The 18,133-nt window shown below is 63.7% G+C and carries 18 protein-coding genes, 3 rRNA genes and 2 pseudogenes; 2 read left to right on the top strand and 21 right to left on the bottom strand.

Features of this window, described 5'->3' with window-relative positions; translation table 11 throughout:
• Positions 1–7: 7 nt before the first annotated feature.
• From ACHMWU_RS15105 to ACHMWU_RS15020, 18 genes and pseudogenes are all read right to left on the bottom strand, one after another.
• Positions 8–433 carry a copper transporter gene (locus tag ACHMWU_RS15105; protein WP_396044854.1) on the bottom strand — a complete coding sequence of 142 codons (426 nt, stop codon included), beginning with the start codon at positions 431–433 and terminating at the stop codon, positions 8–10.
• The gene (steA, locus tag ACHMWU_RS15100; protein ID WP_396044852.1) at positions 342–1,604 is read right to left on the bottom strand and encodes a putative cytokinetic ring protein SteA; all 1,263 of its coding nucleotides are present in this window, start codon (positions 1,602–1,604) and stop codon (positions 342–344) included. Before steA ends, ACHMWU_RS15105 begins: the two co-directional genes overlap by 92 nt.
• Before the next feature lie 17 nt (positions 1,605–1,621).
• Positions 1,622–2,179: a hypothetical protein gene (locus ACHMWU_RS15095; RefSeq protein WP_396044850.1), complete on the bottom strand. Its 558-nt coding sequence runs from the start codon at positions 2,177–2,179 to the stop codon at positions 1,622–1,624.
• The gene (locus tag ACHMWU_RS15090; RefSeq protein ID WP_396044848.1) at positions 2,172–2,336 is read right to left on the bottom strand and encodes an HAAS signaling domain-containing protein; all 165 of its coding nucleotides are present in this window, start codon (positions 2,334–2,336) and stop codon (positions 2,172–2,174) included. Before ACHMWU_RS15090 ends, ACHMWU_RS15095 begins: the two co-directional genes overlap by 8 nt.
• Before the next feature lie 8 nt (positions 2,337–2,344).
• Positions 2,345–2,635, bottom strand: coding sequence for a PadR family transcriptional regulator (locus ACHMWU_RS15085; RefSeq protein WP_396044846.1), 291 nt, complete (start codon positions 2,633–2,635; stop codon positions 2,345–2,347).
• Between the two features lie 98 nt (positions 2,636–2,733).
• Positions 2,734–2,994 carry a hypothetical protein gene (locus tag ACHMWU_RS15080; RefSeq protein ID WP_396044844.1) on the bottom strand — a complete coding sequence of 87 codons (261 nt, stop codon included), beginning with the start codon at positions 2,992–2,994 and terminating at the stop codon, positions 2,734–2,736.
• A gap of 2 nt (positions 2,995–2,996) precedes the next feature.
• Entirely contained in the window at positions 2,997–3,413 is a 417-nt protein-coding gene (locus ACHMWU_RS15075) for a hypothetical protein (protein WP_396044842.1), read from the bottom strand.
• A complete protein-coding gene (locus tag ACHMWU_RS15070; RefSeq protein WP_396044840.1) occupies positions 3,410–4,459 on the bottom strand; it encodes an AAA family ATPase in 1,050 nt (349 codons plus the stop codon). Before ACHMWU_RS15070 ends, ACHMWU_RS15075 begins: the two co-directional genes overlap by 4 nt.
• Entirely contained in the window at positions 4,459–5,388 is a 930-nt protein-coding gene (locus tag ACHMWU_RS15065) for an NAD kinase (RefSeq protein WP_396044838.1), read from the bottom strand. Before ACHMWU_RS15065 ends, ACHMWU_RS15070 begins: the two co-directional genes overlap by 1 nt.
• Positions 5,336–6,214, bottom strand: a pseudogene (locus tag ACHMWU_RS15060) (TlyA family rRNA (cytidine-2'-O)-methyltransferase). The gene ACHMWU_RS15065 and the pseudogene ACHMWU_RS15060 overlap by 53 nt, the downstream one beginning before the upstream one ends.
• Positions 6,211–6,423 carry a hypothetical protein gene (locus tag ACHMWU_RS15055; RefSeq protein WP_396044836.1) on the bottom strand — a complete coding sequence of 71 codons (213 nt, stop codon included), beginning with the start codon at positions 6,421–6,423 and terminating at the stop codon, positions 6,211–6,213. Before ACHMWU_RS15055 ends, ACHMWU_RS15060 begins: the two are co-directional and overlap by 4 nt.
• Positions 6,420–7,442 (bottom strand): HAD-IIA family hydrolase, encoded by a 1,023-nt coding sequence (locus ACHMWU_RS15050; protein ID WP_396044834.1) that lies wholly within the window; start codon positions 7,440–7,442, stop codon positions 6,420–6,422. Before ACHMWU_RS15050 ends, ACHMWU_RS15055 begins: the two co-directional genes overlap by 4 nt.
• Complete coding sequence (locus tag ACHMWU_RS15045) at positions 7,439–7,825, bottom strand: single-stranded DNA-binding protein (RefSeq protein WP_396044832.1); 387 nt, start codon at positions 7,823–7,825, stop codon at positions 7,439–7,441. The genes ACHMWU_RS15050 and ACHMWU_RS15045 overlap by 4 nt, the downstream gene beginning before the upstream one ends.
• Before the next feature lie 130 nt (positions 7,826–7,955).
• A 5S ribosomal RNA gene (gene rrf / locus ACHMWU_RS15040) occupies positions 7,956–8,072 on the bottom strand.
• Between the two features lie 149 nt (positions 8,073–8,221).
• A 23S ribosomal RNA gene (locus ACHMWU_RS15035) occupies positions 8,222–11,323 on the bottom strand.
• Between the two features lie 359 nt (positions 11,324–11,682).
• Positions 11,683–13,200: ribosomal RNA gene (locus tag ACHMWU_RS15030) — 16S ribosomal RNA — on the bottom strand.
• Together the 16S, 23S and 5S rRNA genes form the textbook arrangement of a ribosomal RNA operon.
• A 432-nt stretch (positions 13,201–13,632) precedes the next feature.
• Positions 13,633–14,892: a tyrosine--tRNA ligase gene (gene tyrS, locus ACHMWU_RS15025; protein WP_396044830.1), complete on the bottom strand. Its 1,260-nt coding sequence runs from the start codon at positions 14,890–14,892 to the stop codon at positions 13,633–13,635.
• 59 nt (positions 14,893–14,951) lie between these two features.
• The gene (locus ACHMWU_RS15020; RefSeq protein WP_396044828.1) at positions 14,952–15,299 is read right to left on the bottom strand and encodes a universal stress protein; all 348 of its coding nucleotides are present in this window, start codon (positions 15,297–15,299) and stop codon (positions 14,952–14,954) included.
• A 114-nt stretch (positions 15,300–15,413) separates the two neighbouring features.
• On the opposite strand from ACHMWU_RS15020, the gene ACHMWU_RS15015 reads away from it, so the two are divergent.
• Positions 15,414–16,064 carry a DsbA family protein gene (locus ACHMWU_RS15015; RefSeq protein ID WP_396044826.1) on the top strand — a complete coding sequence of 217 codons (651 nt, stop codon included), beginning with the start codon at positions 15,414–15,416 and terminating at the stop codon, positions 16,062–16,064.
• On the opposite strand, the gene ACHMWU_RS15010 is transcribed toward ACHMWU_RS15015, so the two are convergent.
• On the bottom strand, positions 15,958–16,326 hold the full coding sequence (locus ACHMWU_RS15010; protein WP_396046790.1) for a universal stress protein: 369 nt from the start codon (positions 16,324–16,326) through the stop codon (positions 15,958–15,960). The two genes, ACHMWU_RS15015 and ACHMWU_RS15010, sit on opposite strands and share 107 nt — an antisense overlap.
• Here ACHMWU_RS15010 and ACHMWU_RS15005 point away from each other — a divergent pair.
• Positions 16,228–16,443, top strand: coding sequence for a hypothetical protein (locus ACHMWU_RS15005; protein WP_396047008.1), 216 nt, complete (start codon positions 16,228–16,230; stop codon positions 16,441–16,443). The two genes, ACHMWU_RS15010 and ACHMWU_RS15005, sit on opposite strands and share 99 nt — an antisense overlap.
• Before the next feature lie 199 nt (positions 16,444–16,642).
• On the opposite strand, the gene ACHMWU_RS15000 is transcribed toward ACHMWU_RS15005, so the two are convergent.
• A complete protein-coding gene (locus ACHMWU_RS15000) occupies positions 16,643–16,975 on the bottom strand; it encodes a tripartite tricarboxylate transporter permease (RefSeq protein WP_396046788.1) in 333 nt (110 codons plus the stop codon).
• A gap of 231 nt (positions 16,976–17,206) precedes the next feature.
• Positions 17,207–18,129 (bottom strand): annotated as a pseudogene (locus ACHMWU_RS14995) (tripartite tricarboxylate transporter permease); the annotation flags it as partial.
• Between the last annotated feature and the right edge of the window lie 4 nt (positions 18,130–18,133).

Genomic DNA, 18,133 nt, shown 5'->3' with positions numbered 1-18,133 from the left:
CCGTTCATCAGCTGCCCGTGGCAGAGGTGACAGCGGGGACGTCGGCTGCAGACTGCTCGGCCACGCCCTCGGCGAACTGCCGCCCCGAGGAGTCGAGCAGCTTGCTGGTCAACGCGATCTCGCCGGTCACCTCGGCGCCCGCAAGCCCGAGGTCGGAGGTGATCCCCTTGACCTGAGCCTCTTCGGTGCCGGGCACCGTGACGACCAGGACCGCTTGGCCCTTCAGCTTGTCCTTGAGCAGCCCGGAGGACGCCCGGTCGGCGAAACCTGCCTCGAAGGCGGCAACAGCAGGATCTGCGGCCTGGCTCGAGCCCTTGTCGTTGCCGAGGGCCTCGCTGGCGTCATCGAGCGGCCCCGAACCCAGCGCGATTCCCGCTGCAAGCGCAATCAGTATCGCGGCGATCGAGACGAGGTGGTAACGGAAGTTGATCACGTGAAAAGTCCTTTGATCCAGGAGCCGAGGTCGGCGAGCGGTCCCCGAGAGAGTCGAACCAGTCCTGGCCCACCGGGGTCACCGAGACGGCGACAGCAACTGCTGCCACGGCCGCGACGAACAGCAGGAGAACTGGCCACAGCGCGAGTCGCTGCGATGTGAAGTGATGAACAGACTTGGCGTCGACGAGCCTGGACCCGGCGCGCAGACGGGCGACGAACATGCGGGCGGACTCCGAGGGTGGCCGCTCCAGGAAGTCGGTCAAGGTGGCGGGGCCACCGACGTGCACGATGACGCCGGCCTCGTGCGTGTCGGCCAGCACGATGGCCAGGTCGTCATCTGACCCGGACGACACGAAGGTCACGATCTGCTTGCCGTGCCGCTCCAGCCGCTCGGGTGACTCGACGGTGCCCGACGACGTCGTCACGACGACCTCTCCGGACGTCCTGATGGCCTGGTCGGAGATGTTGTCCAGGGAGCCGATGACGACCGAGGGGGTGTAGCCCGCGTCGATCAGCACGTCGGCGCCCGCGCCAGCGCCGATCAGCACCGGATCGTGGTCGTGGATGTAGCGCCGCAGTCCTCGCAGGTCGGACACGTCGTCGTAGGCACGCGACACCACGATGACGGGACGGCCCGCCAGCTGGGTGCGCAGCTCTGGGACGGTTGCCCCGGTCAGGAGCATGACCTGCTCACGGTGGATGTGGTCGGCCGCGTTGGCAGCCAGGGCATCGAGCCGGTTGGAGACGCTGTCCTTCGCGGCGGCGAGAGCCTCGTCGGCCTTGATCGCGTCGATCTCGGCACCGCTGGCGACGAGCACCTCGTCGCGGAACACCCGGCCGTCCTCGATCCGGACCTCGTCGCCTGACTTCACGCGGGTCCAGATGTCGTCGCTCGTGATGTCGATCAGCAGGATGCCGGACTGGGCCAGCATCTGCGGGCCGAGGTTGGGGGTGCGGCCGCTGCTGGACGCAGCGGCATTCAGCACACCGCGGACCCTTCGATCAATCAGGATCTGAGCCTGGCGGGCATCGAGGTCGGGATGTTCGACGAGCGCGATCTCTCCTTCGCTCAGCGACTTGCTGTCACTGTCACGACGTACGAACCGCACGGTCCCGACAACGCCCTTGACGTCTGCCGGTAGGGCTTTTTTTCGCTTCCAGATGGCCATCACCACCATCGTTCCTGCTAGGTCCGGTGGTTTTGTGCGCTGCGTCGGCGTGTCGCCTGTGAGAGAAAACTTTCTCGGCGCAGCACTATCCGACCATTCGACCGCCGGCCACCGATCACCGGGCGAGTGCGCGCCTGGCCAGTCGCACCGTCATCACGATGCCCGCTGCACCGACCACGAGCATCAGGATCGTCGCGATCACTCCACCGACAACGCTGCCCCCCACCGCCAGTGCACACGGTCTGCGTGTCCTGACCCGTCACGACGGTCGTGCACTCCTCGACACTGCCGGCATAGCTCAGCACGATCCACAGCACGAGGCCCGGCGCCGGCACCAGCAACGTGCCCCACAGCTTCTCGCGCACCGTCCACACCTGGGAGAGCCACATCAGCACCAGGCCGACGAGCGTCAGCACCAGGGGCGCGATGAGTCCCGCCAGCGCGGCGCCGACGAAGGTCAGCCCCAGCGCCAGGATCGAGAACCAGCCCCGGGCGCGCACTCCTGTCCGCTTGCTGTCCGCAGGCGCACCCAGCTCGTCGGCGGCAGCCGCCGCGATCATGACCGGGTCACCCAAGCTCCCGCAGCACCTCGGCGGTGTCGCGTCCGTCGGCACCGATGTGCTCGCGCAGTCCGGCCAGGATCTCGTCGCGGTCAGTCACTCCGCGGGCGACGAGGGCAGAGTCGACCTCGGCGAGATAGCGCTCGACCTGGGCGGAGGTGTGCATGCTCATAGTTCGGTTCACTTTCCTTCGAGGAGTGCCGAGTCGACGGCATCGCGAAATGGGATCCAGGCAGATTCGAACGCTTGCAACGCGGCCTCGCCATCAGCGGTCAGGCTGTAGTAGCGCCGCGGCGGCCCCTCGGTGGACTCCTGCCACGACGACGCGACCAGGCCTCCCTTGCGCAGACGCGACAGCAGCGGATAGAGCGTCCCGGCGCTGGCGAGCAGGGTTCCTTCGAGATCGCGCGCGATCTCGAAGCCGTAGCGCTCCCCCGCACGCAGGGAGGCGAGGATGCAGTGCTCGACCACCCCTCGTCGAAGGTTGGCGAGCGCCTGCGCCTGACTGGGTACCATGCGTGACACACTACCAGGTCACACGTAGACACGGGTGCCTCGGTGGGGATCCCCTACGTTCCGGAGCGGGCGAGCTCCAGCAGCTCGCGGGCGTGCGCCTGAGCAGTGGCCGAGTCGTCCTGGCCGGCCAGCATCCGGGCCAGCTCGTCGACCCGGTCGGACTCGTCGACCCGGACGACCGAGCTGCTCGTCACGTTGCCGTCGTCGTCCTTGGACACCACGAAATGGTGGTGCGCGAACGCGGCAACTTGCGGCAGGTGCGTCACGGCGATGACCTGGGCGTGACTGGCCAGTCGCGCCAGGCGACGCCCCACCTCTACTGCGGCCTTGCCGCCGATACCAGCATCGACCTCGTCGAACACCAAGGTCGGAACCGTCGTCCGATCGGCCAGCACGACCTCGAGCGCCAGCATGAGCCGCGACAGCCACCACCGCTGGCGCCCTTGTTGAGCGGACGCAGACCTGCGCCGCTGTTGGCCGCGAACAGCAGCTCGACATCATCGGTGCCGTGGGGGCCAGGGACAGCCGCACCGTCGGTGGTGACCCGGACCTCCAAGGTCGCCGACGGCATCGACAGCTGCGCCATCTCGGCATCGACCAGGGCCGACAGCCGACCGGCGGCCTCGGCGCGCAGCGTCGACATCTGCGCGGCGATGTCGCGCACCTGAGTGATCGAGCTCAGCCTGCTCGATCTCGAGTGCAGCCACGGCCTCGTCGTCGTGGCCGAGCTCACCCGAGCCTCGCCGAGCTCTTGTCGGCCCACGCGAGCACGTCGTCGAGCGTCGGTCCGTACTTGCGCTGCAGACTCGCCAGCGCGGCCCGCCGTTCTTGCAGCTCGGCGAGACGTTCAGGATCTAGCTCGACCTGCTCGGAGTACGAGCCCAGCTCGGCACCGACCTCGTCGAGCAGGATGCCGATCTCGAAGACCCGATCGGCCAAGGCGTCGAGCTCGGGATCGTGCCCGCCTGCCTCACGCAGCTGCGCCGTGGCCTCAGCCACCGTGGTGCGCGCCGAGGTCACGTCCATGTCACCGACGAGTGCCTGGTGGGCGATCGAGGCGGCCCGCGCCAGCGACTCCGAGTGCGCGAGACGTCCTTCTTCTGCTTTGAGCGCCTCGTCCTCGCCTGCCTGCGGATCGACAGCGGCGACTTCGTCGAGACCGAACCGCAGGACGTCGAGCTCACGGGCACGTTCTTGTGCGTGGGTGCGGAGATCGTCGAGGGTGCGCTCGACCGTCAGCCAGCGGGTGTAGATCGGCGCATACCTCGCTGCGACCGCGGCGAACTCCTCGCCCGCAAACCGGTCGAGCGCCGCACGCTGCTCGGCAGCCCGCAGCAGCCGATGCTGGTCGGACTGACCATGCACGGCCACGAGCTCGTCGGTGACCTCGGCCAGCAGCGCGGCAGGGACCGTCGCCCCACCGGCGACCGCACGCGACCGGCCCTGTGCCGAGAGGACCCGTCCGAGGATCACGACGTCGTCGTCGATCTGCCCTCCTGCCTCCTCGACCACCGCGACGGCAGCAGCGTCTGGTCGTACGCCGATGCTCGCCTCGACCCGAGCCTGATCGCTGCCGCGACGAACCAGGCCGAGGTCGGCTCGCTCACCGCGCAACAGTCCCAAGGCGGTGACCACCATGGTCTTTCCGGCACCGGTCTCGCCGGTGATGACGGTGAAGCCGGCCGACAGCTCCAGCTCGGCGGACTCGATGACTCCGAGGTTTCTCAGGCTGAGGCGCTCCCAGATCGAGCGTGGATCAGCCGAACGACTAGCGGTCATCAGCTGCGTTCCTCCCTGCGTCGTTCAGCAGCACCACGCCAGCCGGCCACCGGCAGGTCGAACTTGCGCACGAGCCGGTCGGCGAACGACCCCGACTGCAACCGGGCCAGTCTCACGGTCTCGCGTCCTTTGACCACCTCGACCCGCGCTCCCATCGGCAGATCAGCGGCACGTCGGCCGTCGCACCACAGCACACCGGTGGTCTGCTCGCCCACGACCTCGATCGCCAAGGTCGAGTCAGGCGACACGACCAGCGGCCGGGCGAACAACGCATGCGCACTGATCGGCACCATCAGGAGCGCCTGGACCTCGGGCCACACGATCGGGCCGCCAGCGCTGAAGTTGTAGGCGGTCGATCCGGTCGGCGTGGCGCACACGACTCCGTCGCAGCCCCACCGTGACACGGGACGGTTGTCGATCTCGACGACGACCTCGAGCATGCGCTCACGGGCCGCCTTCTCGACGGAGGCCTCGTTGAGGGCCCAGTTGGTCGCGACGACCTCGCCGGCCACCTTGACGGCGACGTCAACGGTGAGTCGCTCTTCGACCGTGTAGCTGCGGTCGACGACACCTCGCACCACGTGATGCAGATCTTCGACATCGGCCTCGGCCAGGAAGCCGACGTGGCCCAGGTTGACGCCGAGCAGAGGCGTCTGCGTGCCCCGGCACAGCTGAGCAGTGCGAAGGATCGTGCCGTCTCCCCCGAAGACCACTGCGAGCTGACAGCCGGTGGCTGCACCCGGCCCGGCCTCGACGACCACGGCGTTCTCGACACCGGCAGAACGCATCGCGTCGGCCTCGACGTCGAGCACCACCACGTCGATGCCCTCGGCCTGGAGATCGGCTGCGAAAGCCGCCGCCACCTTGGTGGCTTCTTCACGGACGGCGTGCACCGTCAGCAGCACGCGTCTCGACGACACGGAACTCATTCGCTCGCTCCAGACGTGACGAGCGGACCAGCCGCGACGACGTCGTGGGCTGCCTGCAGAGAGGGGCGTCTGCGTCGGTGCGCAGCCAGCAGAAGTACTCGACGTTGCCCGCCGGACCCGGCAGCGGACTGGGCGCCAGCGCACGCGTGCCCCAGCCCAGCGCATGGGCCGACTCGCACACGCGAAGGACGGCGTCGGCGTGCAGGGCGGGGTCGCGGACGACGCCGTTCTTGCCGAGATTGGACTTGCCCACCTCGAACTGCGGCTTGATCATCAGCACGATGTCGCCTCTCGGGGCTGGTTCGCACACCCGGGTGAGTGCTGGCATCACCACGGTAAGGGAGATGAACGACAGATCTGAGACGACGAGCTGAACCGGCCCGCCGATGTCATCGGCCTCGAGATGGCGCACGTTGGTCCGATCGAACACGTGCACGCGTTCATCGGACTGCAGCGCCCACACGGCTGGCCGTACCCGACGTCGACGGCGCAGACCTCGCGGGCGCCCTTGCGCAGCAGCACGTCGGTGAACCCTCCCGTCGAGGCTCCGGCGTCGAGGCAGCGGCGACCTTCCACGGTCAGCCCCATCGGCTCGAACACGCCCAGTGCACCCAACAGCTTGTGCGCACCGCGCGAGGCGTAGGTGGGCTCGTTGGTCGTGCGCACCACGATCGCCTGATCGGTCGTCACGCCCGTTCGCAGGCTTGGTCGCCACAGAGCCCGCGACCTTCACGAGCCCGTCATCGATCAAGGATGCGGCGTGGTCACGAGACCGCGCGAGACCACGCCGGACCAGCTCGGCGTCGAGTCGTAGCCGTCTGGTCATGCTGGTTCCACGTCGACCTCGTCGCGTCCCGCATTGGCCAGTGACTCGCGCAGGACCCCGTGGATCGCGTCATATTCCTCGGGATGGGCGGCGATGTCGAGCTCGCCCAGCCGCTGCAGTCGATCGAGCGCCTCGTCCATCTGGGGGTGACCAGTCAGCTCGACCTCGGGAACGTCATCGTGCAGATCCTCGGCGTGCGTGTCGGTCATGACACCAGTGTCCCATCAGGCACCACCGAGATGTGGGAGCGATCCCACATCGACCAGGCGAGCTCGACCGCAGCACGCAGCGTCGCCGTGTCCTGCCGTCCGCCCGACCGAACCTGCAGCAGGTGTCCCTCGACCGCTACCTCGGCCCCAGCACAACGTGCGACGGCGCCGTCGACCACGACAGCCGGATGCTCTTCGTCGAGACCGCGCAGATCGGCTGCGACATAGGTCGGACGATGGCCCGGAACCGCGGCGAACAGCGCGCGGAGGTCACTGACACCCGTCAGCACCGCGAGGCTGTCGATACCGGCGTTGAGCGCGCCGTCGATGTCGGTGTCGAGCCGGTCACCCACCATGAGCGGACGTCGACCTCCGACCCGCTCGATCGTCTCGTCGAACAGCGCCCGCTCGGGCTTGCCGGCCACGATGGGTACCGCGCCAGTCGCATTGCGCACTGCTTGTACCAACGAGCCATTGCCCGGAGCCATGCCACGCGGAGTCGGCACCGTCATGTCGGTGTTGCTGACGTACCACGGCAGGCCAGCCTGGATCGCGTACGACGCCTCGGCGAGCTGGTGCCAGCCAAGATCGGGATGGAAGCCCTGCACGACGGCCACCGGCCCGTCCTGCAGCGAGGCGACGCACCGAAGACCGCGCTCCTCCAACGGGATTTGCAGCCCCTCGCCGCCCACCAGCAACACCGATGAACCGGCGGGCAGCGCCTCGGCCATCAGGTGGGCGACGGCCTGCGCCGACGTGACGACGTCTTCGTCATCGAGCGCAGGCATCCCCATCGAGCGAAGCTTGGCTGCTACCTCGCCGGCCGGCCGTGAGGCGTTGTTGGTGATGTAGGCCAGACGCATCCCCCGGGCACGGGCGGCCGCCAGGCCGGAAGCTGCTCCGTCGATGACCTCGGAACCCAGGTAGACCACACCATCGAGGTCCAGCATCGCCACGTCGTACGTGGCGCTGAGCGCACGAGTCGTCGAACCGAGACAGGCGTCAGCAGCAATCGTCATGGACTCGAGGCTACCGCCGACGACGACTCCTTCCGACACGAGAGGACCTCGACGGACACGAAGCTCACGACACCACCGCCGGACCCGGAGAATCGTCGCCGCAACGCACCGGTGACTGCCACCTCGGAGCCTGCTTCCCACCGCAGCACCCGTTGCTGCAGCTTGGTGTTCCATACCGTGCAGTCGATCGTGTCGACGACTTGTCTGGACCGGCGTAGCGCGTGCGGGCCTCGCCGGACCACCAGCCGAAACGACACGACGACGTCGCCGCTAGGAAGGGCCTTTGACTCGGGAACCGCCGACACCCGGCCGACCAGCTCCACCTTGTTGTGATGTGCCATGACATGACGATGCCCCTCACCAGGGGTGAGGGGCATCGTCATCTGCGCAGCCTGTGGACAAGTCCAGCGATCATCGATCCTGTGGACGGAATGATCACCGACGACGGGGCTGAAAAGCTGGTGAATTGCAGCGAGGCCGCCCCGTGTTGGGGCGGCCTCGCGCGTAATGTTTGTCCGGCGACGTCCTACTCTCCCACACCATCTCCGGTGCAGTACCATCGGCGCTGAAAGGCTTAACTTCCGGGTTCGGAATGTTGCCGGGTGTTTCCCTTTCGCTATGGTCGCCGTAACTCTATGGAGATATCAAAACCATTGTCTTCACACCCGCCGGCCAGCACACTCTAGGTGTGTTGGTGGTGGTGTGGAATGGTTCCCGGTTGTATCTCGGGAACCTCACAGTGAACGCGGATGTGCTTTTGAAGGCACAGTATCTTTGTAAGAAACAAGCCCTCGGCCTATTAGTACCGGTCAGCTCCACACATTGCTGTGCTTCTACTTCCGGCCTATCAACCCAGTGGTCTGCTGGGGGCCTTACCTGGTAAACCAGTGGGAAACCTCATCTTGAAACACGCTTCCCGCTTAGATGCTTTCAGCGGTTATCGCTTCCGAACGTAGCTAACCAGCGGTGCTCTTGGCAGAACAACTGGCACACCAGAGGTTCGTCCATCCCGGTCCTCTCGTACTAGGGACAGATTTTCTCAAGTTTCCTACGCGCGCGGCGGATAGGGACCGAACTGTCTCACGACGTTCTAAACCCAGCTCGCGTGCCGCTTTAATGGGCGAACAGCCCAACCCTTGGGACCTGCTACGGCCCCAGGATGCGACGAGCCGACATCGAGGTGCCAAACCATCCCGTCGATATGGACTCTTGGGGAAGATCAGCCTGTTATCCCCGGGGTACCTTTTATCCGTTGAGCGACGCCGCTTCCACTTGCCAGCGCCGGATCACTAGTTCCGACTTTCGTCCCTGCTCGAGCCGTCACTCTCACAGTCAAGCTCCCTTGTGCACTTACACTCGAAACCTGATTGCCAACCAGGCTGAGGGAACCTTTGAGCGCCTCCGTTACATTTTAGGAGGCAACCGCCCCAGTTAAACTACCCATCAGGCACTGTCCCTGATCCAGATAATGGACCTAGGTTAGATATCTAGTACAGCCAGAGTGGTATTTCAACGTTGACTCCACCTGAACTGGCGTCCAAGCTTTCACAGTCTCCCACCTATCCTACACAAACTGAACCAAACACCAATACCAAACTATAGTAAAGGTCCCGGGGTCTTTCCGTCCTGCCGCGCGTAACGAGCATCTTTACTCGTAGTGCAATTTCGCCGAGTCCATGGTTGAGACAGCGCCCAAGTCGTTACTCCATTCGTGCAGGTCGGAACTTACCCGACAAGGAATTTCGCTACCTTAGGATGGTTATAGTTACCACCGCCGTTTACTGGGGCTTAAGTTCTGTGCTTCGCTTGCGCTGACACGTCCCCTTAACCTTCCAGCACCGGGCAGGGAGTCAGTCCGTATACGGCGTCTTTCGACTTAGCACGGACCTGTGTTTTTAGTAAACAGTCGCTTGGGCCTGGTCTCTGCGGCCCTCAACGCTTCGCACAGCAAGTGTGCTAACGAATCGGGCCCCCCTCTCCCGAAGTTACGGGGGCATTTTGCCGAGTTCCTTAACCATGGTTCACTCGATCACCTTAGTATTCTCTACCTGACCACCTGAGTCGGTTTGGGGTACGGGCGGCTCATAATCTCGCTAGATGCTTTTCTCGGCAGCATAGGATCACTCACTTCGACTAAAACGTCTCCCCATCAGATCTCAGGCTATGTGAGTCACGGATTTGCCTATGACTCGCCCTACATCCTTAGCCCGGGACAACCATCGCCCGGGATGAGCTACCTTCCTGCGTCACACCATTGCTTGCCTACTACCAGATCGGGTCATGCGCAGCCACAGCATCGCTCCGAAGAGTCCCGCCGCTTTTGGGCACTTAGCATCACTGGATTCAGCATGGGCGATTATGCGCCGGTACGGGAATATCAGCCCGTTGTCCATCGACTACGCCTGTCGGCCTCGCCTTAGGTCCCGACTTACCCAGGGAAGATTAGCTTGACCCTGGAACCCTTGGTCATTCGGTGGAGGAGTTTCTCACTCCTCATTCGCTACTCATGCCTGCATTCTCACTCGTGTAGCCTCCACGGCTGGATCACTCCGCCGCTTCACTGGCCACACGACGCTCCCCTACCGATCCATACGCCTGGACCACAAAGGCCTAGCACGTGTATGAATCCCATAGCTTCGGTGGATAACTTGAGCCCCGCTAAATTGTCGGCGCGGAATTACTTGACCAGTGAGCTATTACGCACTCTTTCAAGGGTGGCTGCTTCTAAGCCAACCTCCTGGTTGTCTGGGCGACTCCACATCCTTTTCCACTTAGTTATCGCTTAGGGACCTTGCTGATGGTCTGGGCTGTTTCCCTCTCGACAATGGAGCTTATCCCCCACTGTCTCACTGCTGCGCTCTCACTTACCGGCATTCGGAGTTTGGCTGGGTTCAGTAAGCTTGTAGGCCCCCTAGCCCATCCAGTGCTCTACCTCCGGCAAGAAACACGCAACGCTGCACCTAAATGCATTTCGGGGAGAACCAGCTATCACGGAGTTTGATTGGCCTTTCACCCCTATCCACAGGTCATCCCCCCAGTTTTTAACCTAGGTGGGTTCGGTCCTCCACGCGGTCTTACCCGCGCTTCAACCTGCCCATGGATAGATCACTCCGCTTCGGGTCTAGATCCTGCAACTATGAACGCCCTATTCGGACTCGCTTTCGCTACGGCTACGACTCACGTCTTAACCTCGCTACAGAACGCTAACTCGCAGGCTCATTCTTCAAAAGGCACGCTGTCACACATCACAAGGATGCGCTCCAACGGATTGTATGCACATGGTTTCAGGTACTATTTCACTCCCCTCCCGGGGTACTTTTCACCTTTCCCTCACGGTACTAGTCCGCTATCGGTCATCGAGGAGTATTTAGGCTTAACGGGTGGTCCCGCTAGATTCACACCGAATTTCAGGGGTTCGGTGTTACTTGGGATACCACAAAAGAGCCATGAGCTTACGTGTACGGGACTATCACCCTCTACGGTACGACTTTCCAGTCGGCTTCAACTTCACTCATGGTTTATCACTCTTTGCCTGTCCGGTAGAACAGACCATGTGGTCCCACAACACCGCACATACAACGCCTACCGGCTATCACATACATGCGGTTTAGCCTGATCCAGTTTCGCTCGCCACTACTACCGGAATCACTTTTGTTTTCTCTTCCTGTGGGTACTGAGATGTTTCACTTCCCCACGTTCCCTCCACACGCCCTATGTGTTCAGGCGCAGGTACCCAGACTTTACTCTGGGTGGGTTTCCCCATTCGGACATCCCCGGATCACAGGTCGGTTGTCACCTTCCCGGGGCTTTTCGCAGACTCCAACGTCCTTCATCGGCTCTCGATGCCAAGGCATCCACCATGTGCACTTAGTAGCTTGTTGTTACTACAAAGATGCTCGCGTCCACTGTGAAGTTCTCAAAACACAAACGGTCCCACCACCTGATCCCACACCAACCCAACCCAAAGGTCGAACGGTATGCGGGGGGTATGTGGTCCAAGGAAACCAACCCAAACGGGCTGATCCCTCAGGACCCAACAGTGTGCCTGAAATAATGACCTTCAACCATCGCTTTCCACGCGATCTTGCAAGCAAGACAGCAGTACTCACCACAACTTGGCAGCCATTAAGCCAAATAATCGACGATCCACTAGTGAGCGGGACTGCGGCCACACATTCGGTGACCAAACAGAACCCATATGGACAACCACCACGATGGGCGATTGCCAAGTGCTCCTTAGAAAGGAGGTGATCCAGCCGCACCTTCCGGTACGGCTACCTTGTTACGACTTCGTCCCAATCGCCAGCCCCACCTTCGACAGCTCCCTCCCACAAGGGGTTAGGCCACTGGCTTCGGGTGTTGCCGACTTTCATGACGTGACGGGCGGTGTGTACAAGGCCCGGGAACGTATTCACCGCAGCGTTGCTGATCTGCGATTACTAGCGACTCCGACTTCATGGGGTCGAGTTGCAGACCCCAATCCGAACTGAGACCGGCTTTTTGGGATTCGCTCCACCTTACAGTTTCGCAGCCCTTTGTACCGGCCATTGTAGCATGCTTGAAGCCCTGGACATAAGGGGCATGAAGACTTGACGTCATCCCCACCTTCCTCCGAGTTGACCCCGGCAGTCTCCTATGAGTCCCCACCATCACGTGCTGGCAACATAGAACGAGGGTTGCGCTCGTTGCGGGACTTAACCCAACATCTCACGACACGCTGACGACAGCCATGCACCACCTGTAAACCGACCACAAGGGGGGCCGTATCTCTACGGCTTTCCGGCATATGTCAAACCCAGGTAAGGTTCTTCGCGTTGCATCGAATTAATCAGCATGCTCCGCCGCTTGTGCGGGCCCCCGTCAATTCCTTTGAGTTTTAGCCTTGCGGCCGTACTCCCCAGGCGGGGCGCTTAATGCGTTAGCTGCGGCACGGAAACCGTGGAAGGTCCCCACACCTAGCGCCCAACGTTTACGGCATGGACTACCAGGGTATCTAATCCTGTTCGCTCCCCATGCTTTCGCTCCTCAGCGTCAGGTAATGCCCAGAGAACCGCCTTCGCCACCGGTGTTCCTCCTGATATCTGCGCATTCCACCGCTACACCAGGAATTCCGTTCTCCCCTGCATACCTCTAGTCTGCCCGTATCGGAAGCACGCTCAGGGTTGAGCCCTGAGTTTTCACTCCCGACGCGACAAACCGCCTACGAGCCCTTTACGCCCAATAATTCCGGACAACGCTCGGACCCTACGTATTACCGCGGCTGCTGGCACGTAGTTGGCCGGTCCTTCTTCTGCAGGTACCGTCACTCTCGCTTCGTCCCTGCTGAAAGAGGTTTACAACCCGAAGGCCGTCATCCCTCACGCGGCGTTGCTGGATCAGGCTTTCGCCCATTGTCCAATATTCCCCACTGCTGCCTCCCGTAGGAGTCTGGGCCGTGTCTCAGTCCCAGTGTGGCCGGTCACCCTCTCAGGCCGGCTACCCGTCAATGCCTTGGTGAGCCATTACCTCACCAACAAGCTGATAGGCCGCGAGCTCATCCTTCTCCGCCAGAGCTTTCCACCCCCCAACATGCGAAGGGGGGTCATATTCGGCATTAGCCATCGTTTCCAATGGTTATTCCAAAGAGAAGGGCAGATTGCTCACGTGTTACTCACCCGTTCGCCGCTCGTGTACCCCCGAAAGGGCCTTACCGCTCGACTTGCATGTGTTAAGCACGCCGCCAGCGTTCGTCCTGAGCCAGGATCAAACTCTCCATTGAAACAGTTTTCACAAACTGTCAAAGAGGTCCAACCTGACAAACTATTTGCTGACAAATAAATTGTCCGAATTGATATCCATCAAAAACCAGCAAACCCCCAAAGGGATCCACCAGACATCCGACGGGGTACTACTAATTAATCTCGTCGACTTTTGGCACACTGTTGAGTTCTCAAGGATCAGACGCTCACCACCCATCAATCCAAAAGGACATCCGGCCTGGGGCTGCTGGTCAAACTTACACGGCTCGTTTTCACCCAAATGATCGGGGTCGGTCACCATGCTGTGGTCGAACTGCTGCGCGACTGGCCTTGCGGCTTGTCCTGCGCTGCGCTGTCCAACAAGAAGAACATTACACGGGCACTTTGCGAGTGCCAAATCGGGGTCCCATGGTGCATGTCACAGCACCACGGACCCTCCGGAATCGCAGGGTTCAGGACACCGAGACACCCGAGATCGAGCGCTTGCCCTTGCGCAGGACCGCCCACGAGCCGTGCAGCAGCAGGTCGCCGGCGAGCTCGAGCTCGGGGTCGGTGACCCGGACGTTGTTGACGTACGCGCCCCCGTCGCCGACAGCCCGGCGCGCGGCCGACTTGCTGTCGGTCAATCCGGAGGCAACCAGCGCGTCGACGATCGTCGGTCGGTCGGCGGCGGCCAGGTCGACTGCACCGGCCTCCCGAAGAGCGGCGGCCAACGTAGCTTCGGGTAACTCGCTGAGCTCACCGCGTCCGAACAGTGCGGCTGCGGCCAGCTCGGCAGCAGCTGTCTCCTCTGCACCGTGCACGAGCGTCGTCACCTCGGCGGCCAGTCGGCGTTGCGCTGCCCGCAGACCGGGCCGCTCGACGTGCTCGGCCTCGATCGCCTCGATCGCCTCGAGGCTGAGGAACGTGAACTGACGCAGGTACTCGATGACCTTGACGTCCTCGGCCTGAATCCACGACTGGTAGAAGGCGTACGGACTCATCAAGGCCGGATCGAGCCACACCGTGCCCGACTCGGTCTTGCCGAACTTGGTGCCGTCGGCCTTCGTGATCAGCGGCGTCGCGAGCGCGTGCACCTTGCCGGCGTCGGCCCGGCGGATCAGCTCGACGCCTGCGGTGATGTTGCCCCACTGGTCGCTGCCGCCGGTCTGCAGGACGCACCCGTGACGTCGGTACAGCTCGAGGTAGTCCATCGACTGCAGCAAGACGTAGCTGAACTCGGTGTAGCTGATGCCCGTCTCGAGCCGGCTGCTGACGACGTCGCGGGCCAGCATCCGGTTGACCGGGAAGTGCTTGCCGATGTCACGCAGGAAGTCGATCGTGCTGAGGTTCGCGGTCCAGTCGAGGTTGTTGACCAACGCGGCACCGTTCGGACCGTCGAAGTCGACGAAGCGGGAGACCTGCGAGCCGATGCGCTCGACCCAGTCGGCGACGGTCTCCTTGGTGTTCATGATCCGCTCCCCCGCCTCCTTGGGGTCGCCGATCAGGCCCGTCGAGCCGCCGACCAGCAGGAGCGGCTTGTGCCCGGCCAGCTGGAGCCGGCGCGCGGTCAAGATCTGCAGCAAGTTGCCGATGTGCAGGCTCGGCGCAGTCGGGTCGAAGCCCACGTAGTACGTGATCGACCCGGCCGACAACTCTTCGCGCAGGGCGTCGCGATCTGTCGAGTGCGCGATGAGTCCGCGCGCGTCGAGGTCGTCAAGTACGTGGGTCACAAGTGGTGCCTTCCAGGAACGGGTGGATCACCGCGACTTTAGCGCGGCGCCCTCGGAACCTATGGCTTGACTGCGACGACCGGAACGGTGGCATCGAGCAGGATCTGCTGGGCGACGCTTCCCATCAGGATCTTGCCGACCGGACTGCGTCGGCGAATGCCGATCGCGATCGAGCTCGCACCGGCCTGCTCGGCCTCGAACAGCACTGCATCGGCGACGTTCTCGCCCATGACCTGGCGGACCTCGTACTCGATGCCCTCGTTGTCGAGCCGGTCGCTCAACGACTGAACGTGATTTCCACGGGCGAAGCCGGTGTCGAGCCGCGGCTCCGACCGGGTGATGTTGATGACCACGATCCGGTCACCGCTGCAGCTGCGACTGGCTGACGGCCCAGTCAAGCGCTGCACGGCCGAACTCGTCTGGACGATACGCCACGGCAATTGTCATGACATAGACGTTACTCTGCGAACCACGCGAGAGGAAGTGGAATATCTGGGCGTCGACGAACTGTTGGTCACAGTGTGAGTCACACAGTGAAGGTCGACATCTGGTCAGACATCGCCTGCCCGTGGTGCTTCGTCGGCAAGCGCCGGTTCGAGGCGGCGGCAGCATCCTTCGAGGCCGCAGGCGGCGAGGTGGAGGTCGAGTTCCACTCGTTCGAGCTCGCGCCCGACACCCCCGTCGACTTCGACGGCAGCGAGGTCGACTTCCTCGTCAAGCACAAGGGCATGCAGGCCGCGCAGGTCGAGCAGATGCTGGGTCAGATGACCGAGCTCGCGGCGGCCGAAGGCCTGGCGTACGACTTCGAGTCGCTCCAGCACACCAACACCGTCAAGGCGCACGCGCTGCTGCACTACACCAAGACCCAGGGCCGCCAGCTCGACATGAGCGAGCGGCTGTTCTCGGCGTACTTCGAGCAGGGACGACACATCGGCCGGATCGACGATCTCGCCGACCTGGCCAGCGAGATAGGCCTCGACCGCGACTCGGTCGTCGAAGCCCTCACCCACGACGTCCACCTGCCCGACGTGCAGGCCGACAAGCAGCAGGGCGCGGCCTACGGCATCAGCGGCGTCCCGTTCTTCGTGATCGACAAGAAGTTCGGCGTCTCCGGCGCGCAAGATCCGGCCACGCTGCTGGACGTGCTGCAGAAGGCTGCGGCCGAGTCGTGACGGGTCCGTTGGAGATCGTCGGCGAGGACGCCCCGTCGTGCGAGGACGGTGTGTGCGCCGTCCCCGCCGACACCGTCGCTGACGAGAACAGCCAGCCGAGCAGCTCGTCGGCCCGCTCGCCCTTGACCGACAGGACCGGGCAGGTCGAGTCGAGGATGAGACGTTGCGCGACGCTGCCCAGCAGCACTCTGCCGACCGCCGTGCGCGGCCGGATGCCCACCACGATCAGCGACGCACCCGTCTCCCGCGCGGCCTCCAGCACCGCCTCGGCGACATCAGGCACGACCTCGTGCCGGACCTGCGTCGTGGCTGCAAGGAGTCGAGCACCTGCTCGAGCCTGGCCAGGTCGTCGTCCCCCACGAACTTGCGGTCGACGTAGGAGTCACCCCGCGTCGGATTGACGACGACGCTCTTCGCCTCGGCGTGCGGCCTCGTCGGCCCCGTAGGACAACGCCGATCGACCGTACTCGTCCGGGCTGAACATCACCACGACGCTCATGCCGCTACCTCCGTAGAACACACACGATACTGAGGCATCGGCATGAGACCGACCCCATCTATCGTTCGCTGACGCTCGCTCATGCCGCTACCTCCGTCTTGTCGTTGGCTGCTGCTGTGCGCTTCTTGCGCAGGCCCGATCCGACGATCCAGACCAAGGCGGCGGCGATGATGACGTACACGATGACCGCGACCGGCTCGCTCCAGAGCGTGCTGATGTCGCCGGACGAGATCTGCAAGGACGTCGTCGGCTGCTCCTCCAGCTCGGGACCCAGGATGACGCCGATGATCAGCGGCAGGACCGGGATGCCGAACCGCCGCATCGCGAGTCCCAGCAGACCGATCACCAGCAGGATCGCCAGGTCGAAGGGCTGGAAGCTGACGCTGTACGCACCGAGCGAGGCGAAGAACAGGATGCCGGCGTACAGGTACGGCCGCGGGATCTGCAGGCTCGGCCCACAACGGCGCGAGCGGCAGGTTCAGCAGCAAGAGCAAGGTGTTGCCGATGAACAGGCTTGCGAGCAGCGCCCACACCAGCTCAGGCTCGGTGTCGAACAGCTGCGGGCCGGTCTCGATTCCGGCTCCTGGATCGCCAGCAGCATGATCGCCGCCGTCGCCGTGGTCGGCAGGCCGATCGCGAGCAACGGGACGAGCGTCCCGGCAGCCGACGCGTTGTTGGCAGCCTCGGGCCCGGCAACCCCCTCGATCGCTCCCTTGCCGAACTCCTCAGGGTGCTTGGAGGCTTGCGCTCGGTGACGTACGACAAGAACGTCGGGATCTCGGCGCCACCGGCCGGCAGGGCGCCGAACGGGAAGCCGAATGCCGTGCCACGCAGCCACGGGCCCCACGAACGTCCCCAGTCCTCGCGACTCATCCACGGCTGTCCCACCGGGATGATGTCGAGCGGGCGCCGACGCAGGTGCGCCGCGACCCACAGGGCCTCGCCGATCGCGAAGATTCCCACCGCGACGACCACGATGTCGATGCCGTCGGCCAGCAACGGGCTGCCGAACGTCAGCCGCGGCTGACCCGTCTGACCGCCGACCAGGCCGATCGCCAGGCCGAGGAACAGCCCGATGAAGCCGCGCAGACGCGACGAGCCGAGCACGGCGGTGACCGCGAACAGGGCCAGCACGATGAGCGCGAAGTTGGACGGGTTGCCGAGCTTGACGACCTGTCCGGCTACCGACGGCGCGAACAGCACCAGCAGCAGGGTGCCGATCGTGCCGGCGACGAACGAACCGATCGCCGCTGTCGCCAGGGCCTGGGCGGCGCGGCCCTTCTTGGCCATCTTGTTGCCCTCGATCGCCGTGACGACCGACGACGACTCCCCTGGCGTGTTGAGCAGGATCGAGGTCGTCGAGCCGCCGTACATGCCGCCGTAGTAGATGCCGGCGAACATGATCAGTGCGCTGTCGGGACCGACGCTGTACGTGATCGGCAGGAGCAGCGCGAGCGTCATGGCCGGACCGATGCCCGGCAGCACACCCACGGCGGTGCCGAGGAAGACCCCGACGACGGCGTAGAAGAGGTTCTGCAGGGTCAGGGCGGAGGCAAAGCCGTCCATCAAC

The organism is Aeromicrobium sp. UC242_57 (assembly GCF_044452305.1).
GTDB lineage: Bacteria > Actinomycetota > Actinomycetes > Propionibacteriales > Nocardioidaceae > Aeromicrobium.
Note: the sequence above shows the minus strand (reverse complement) of the source record. Positions and strands in the feature narration are given on the sequence as shown.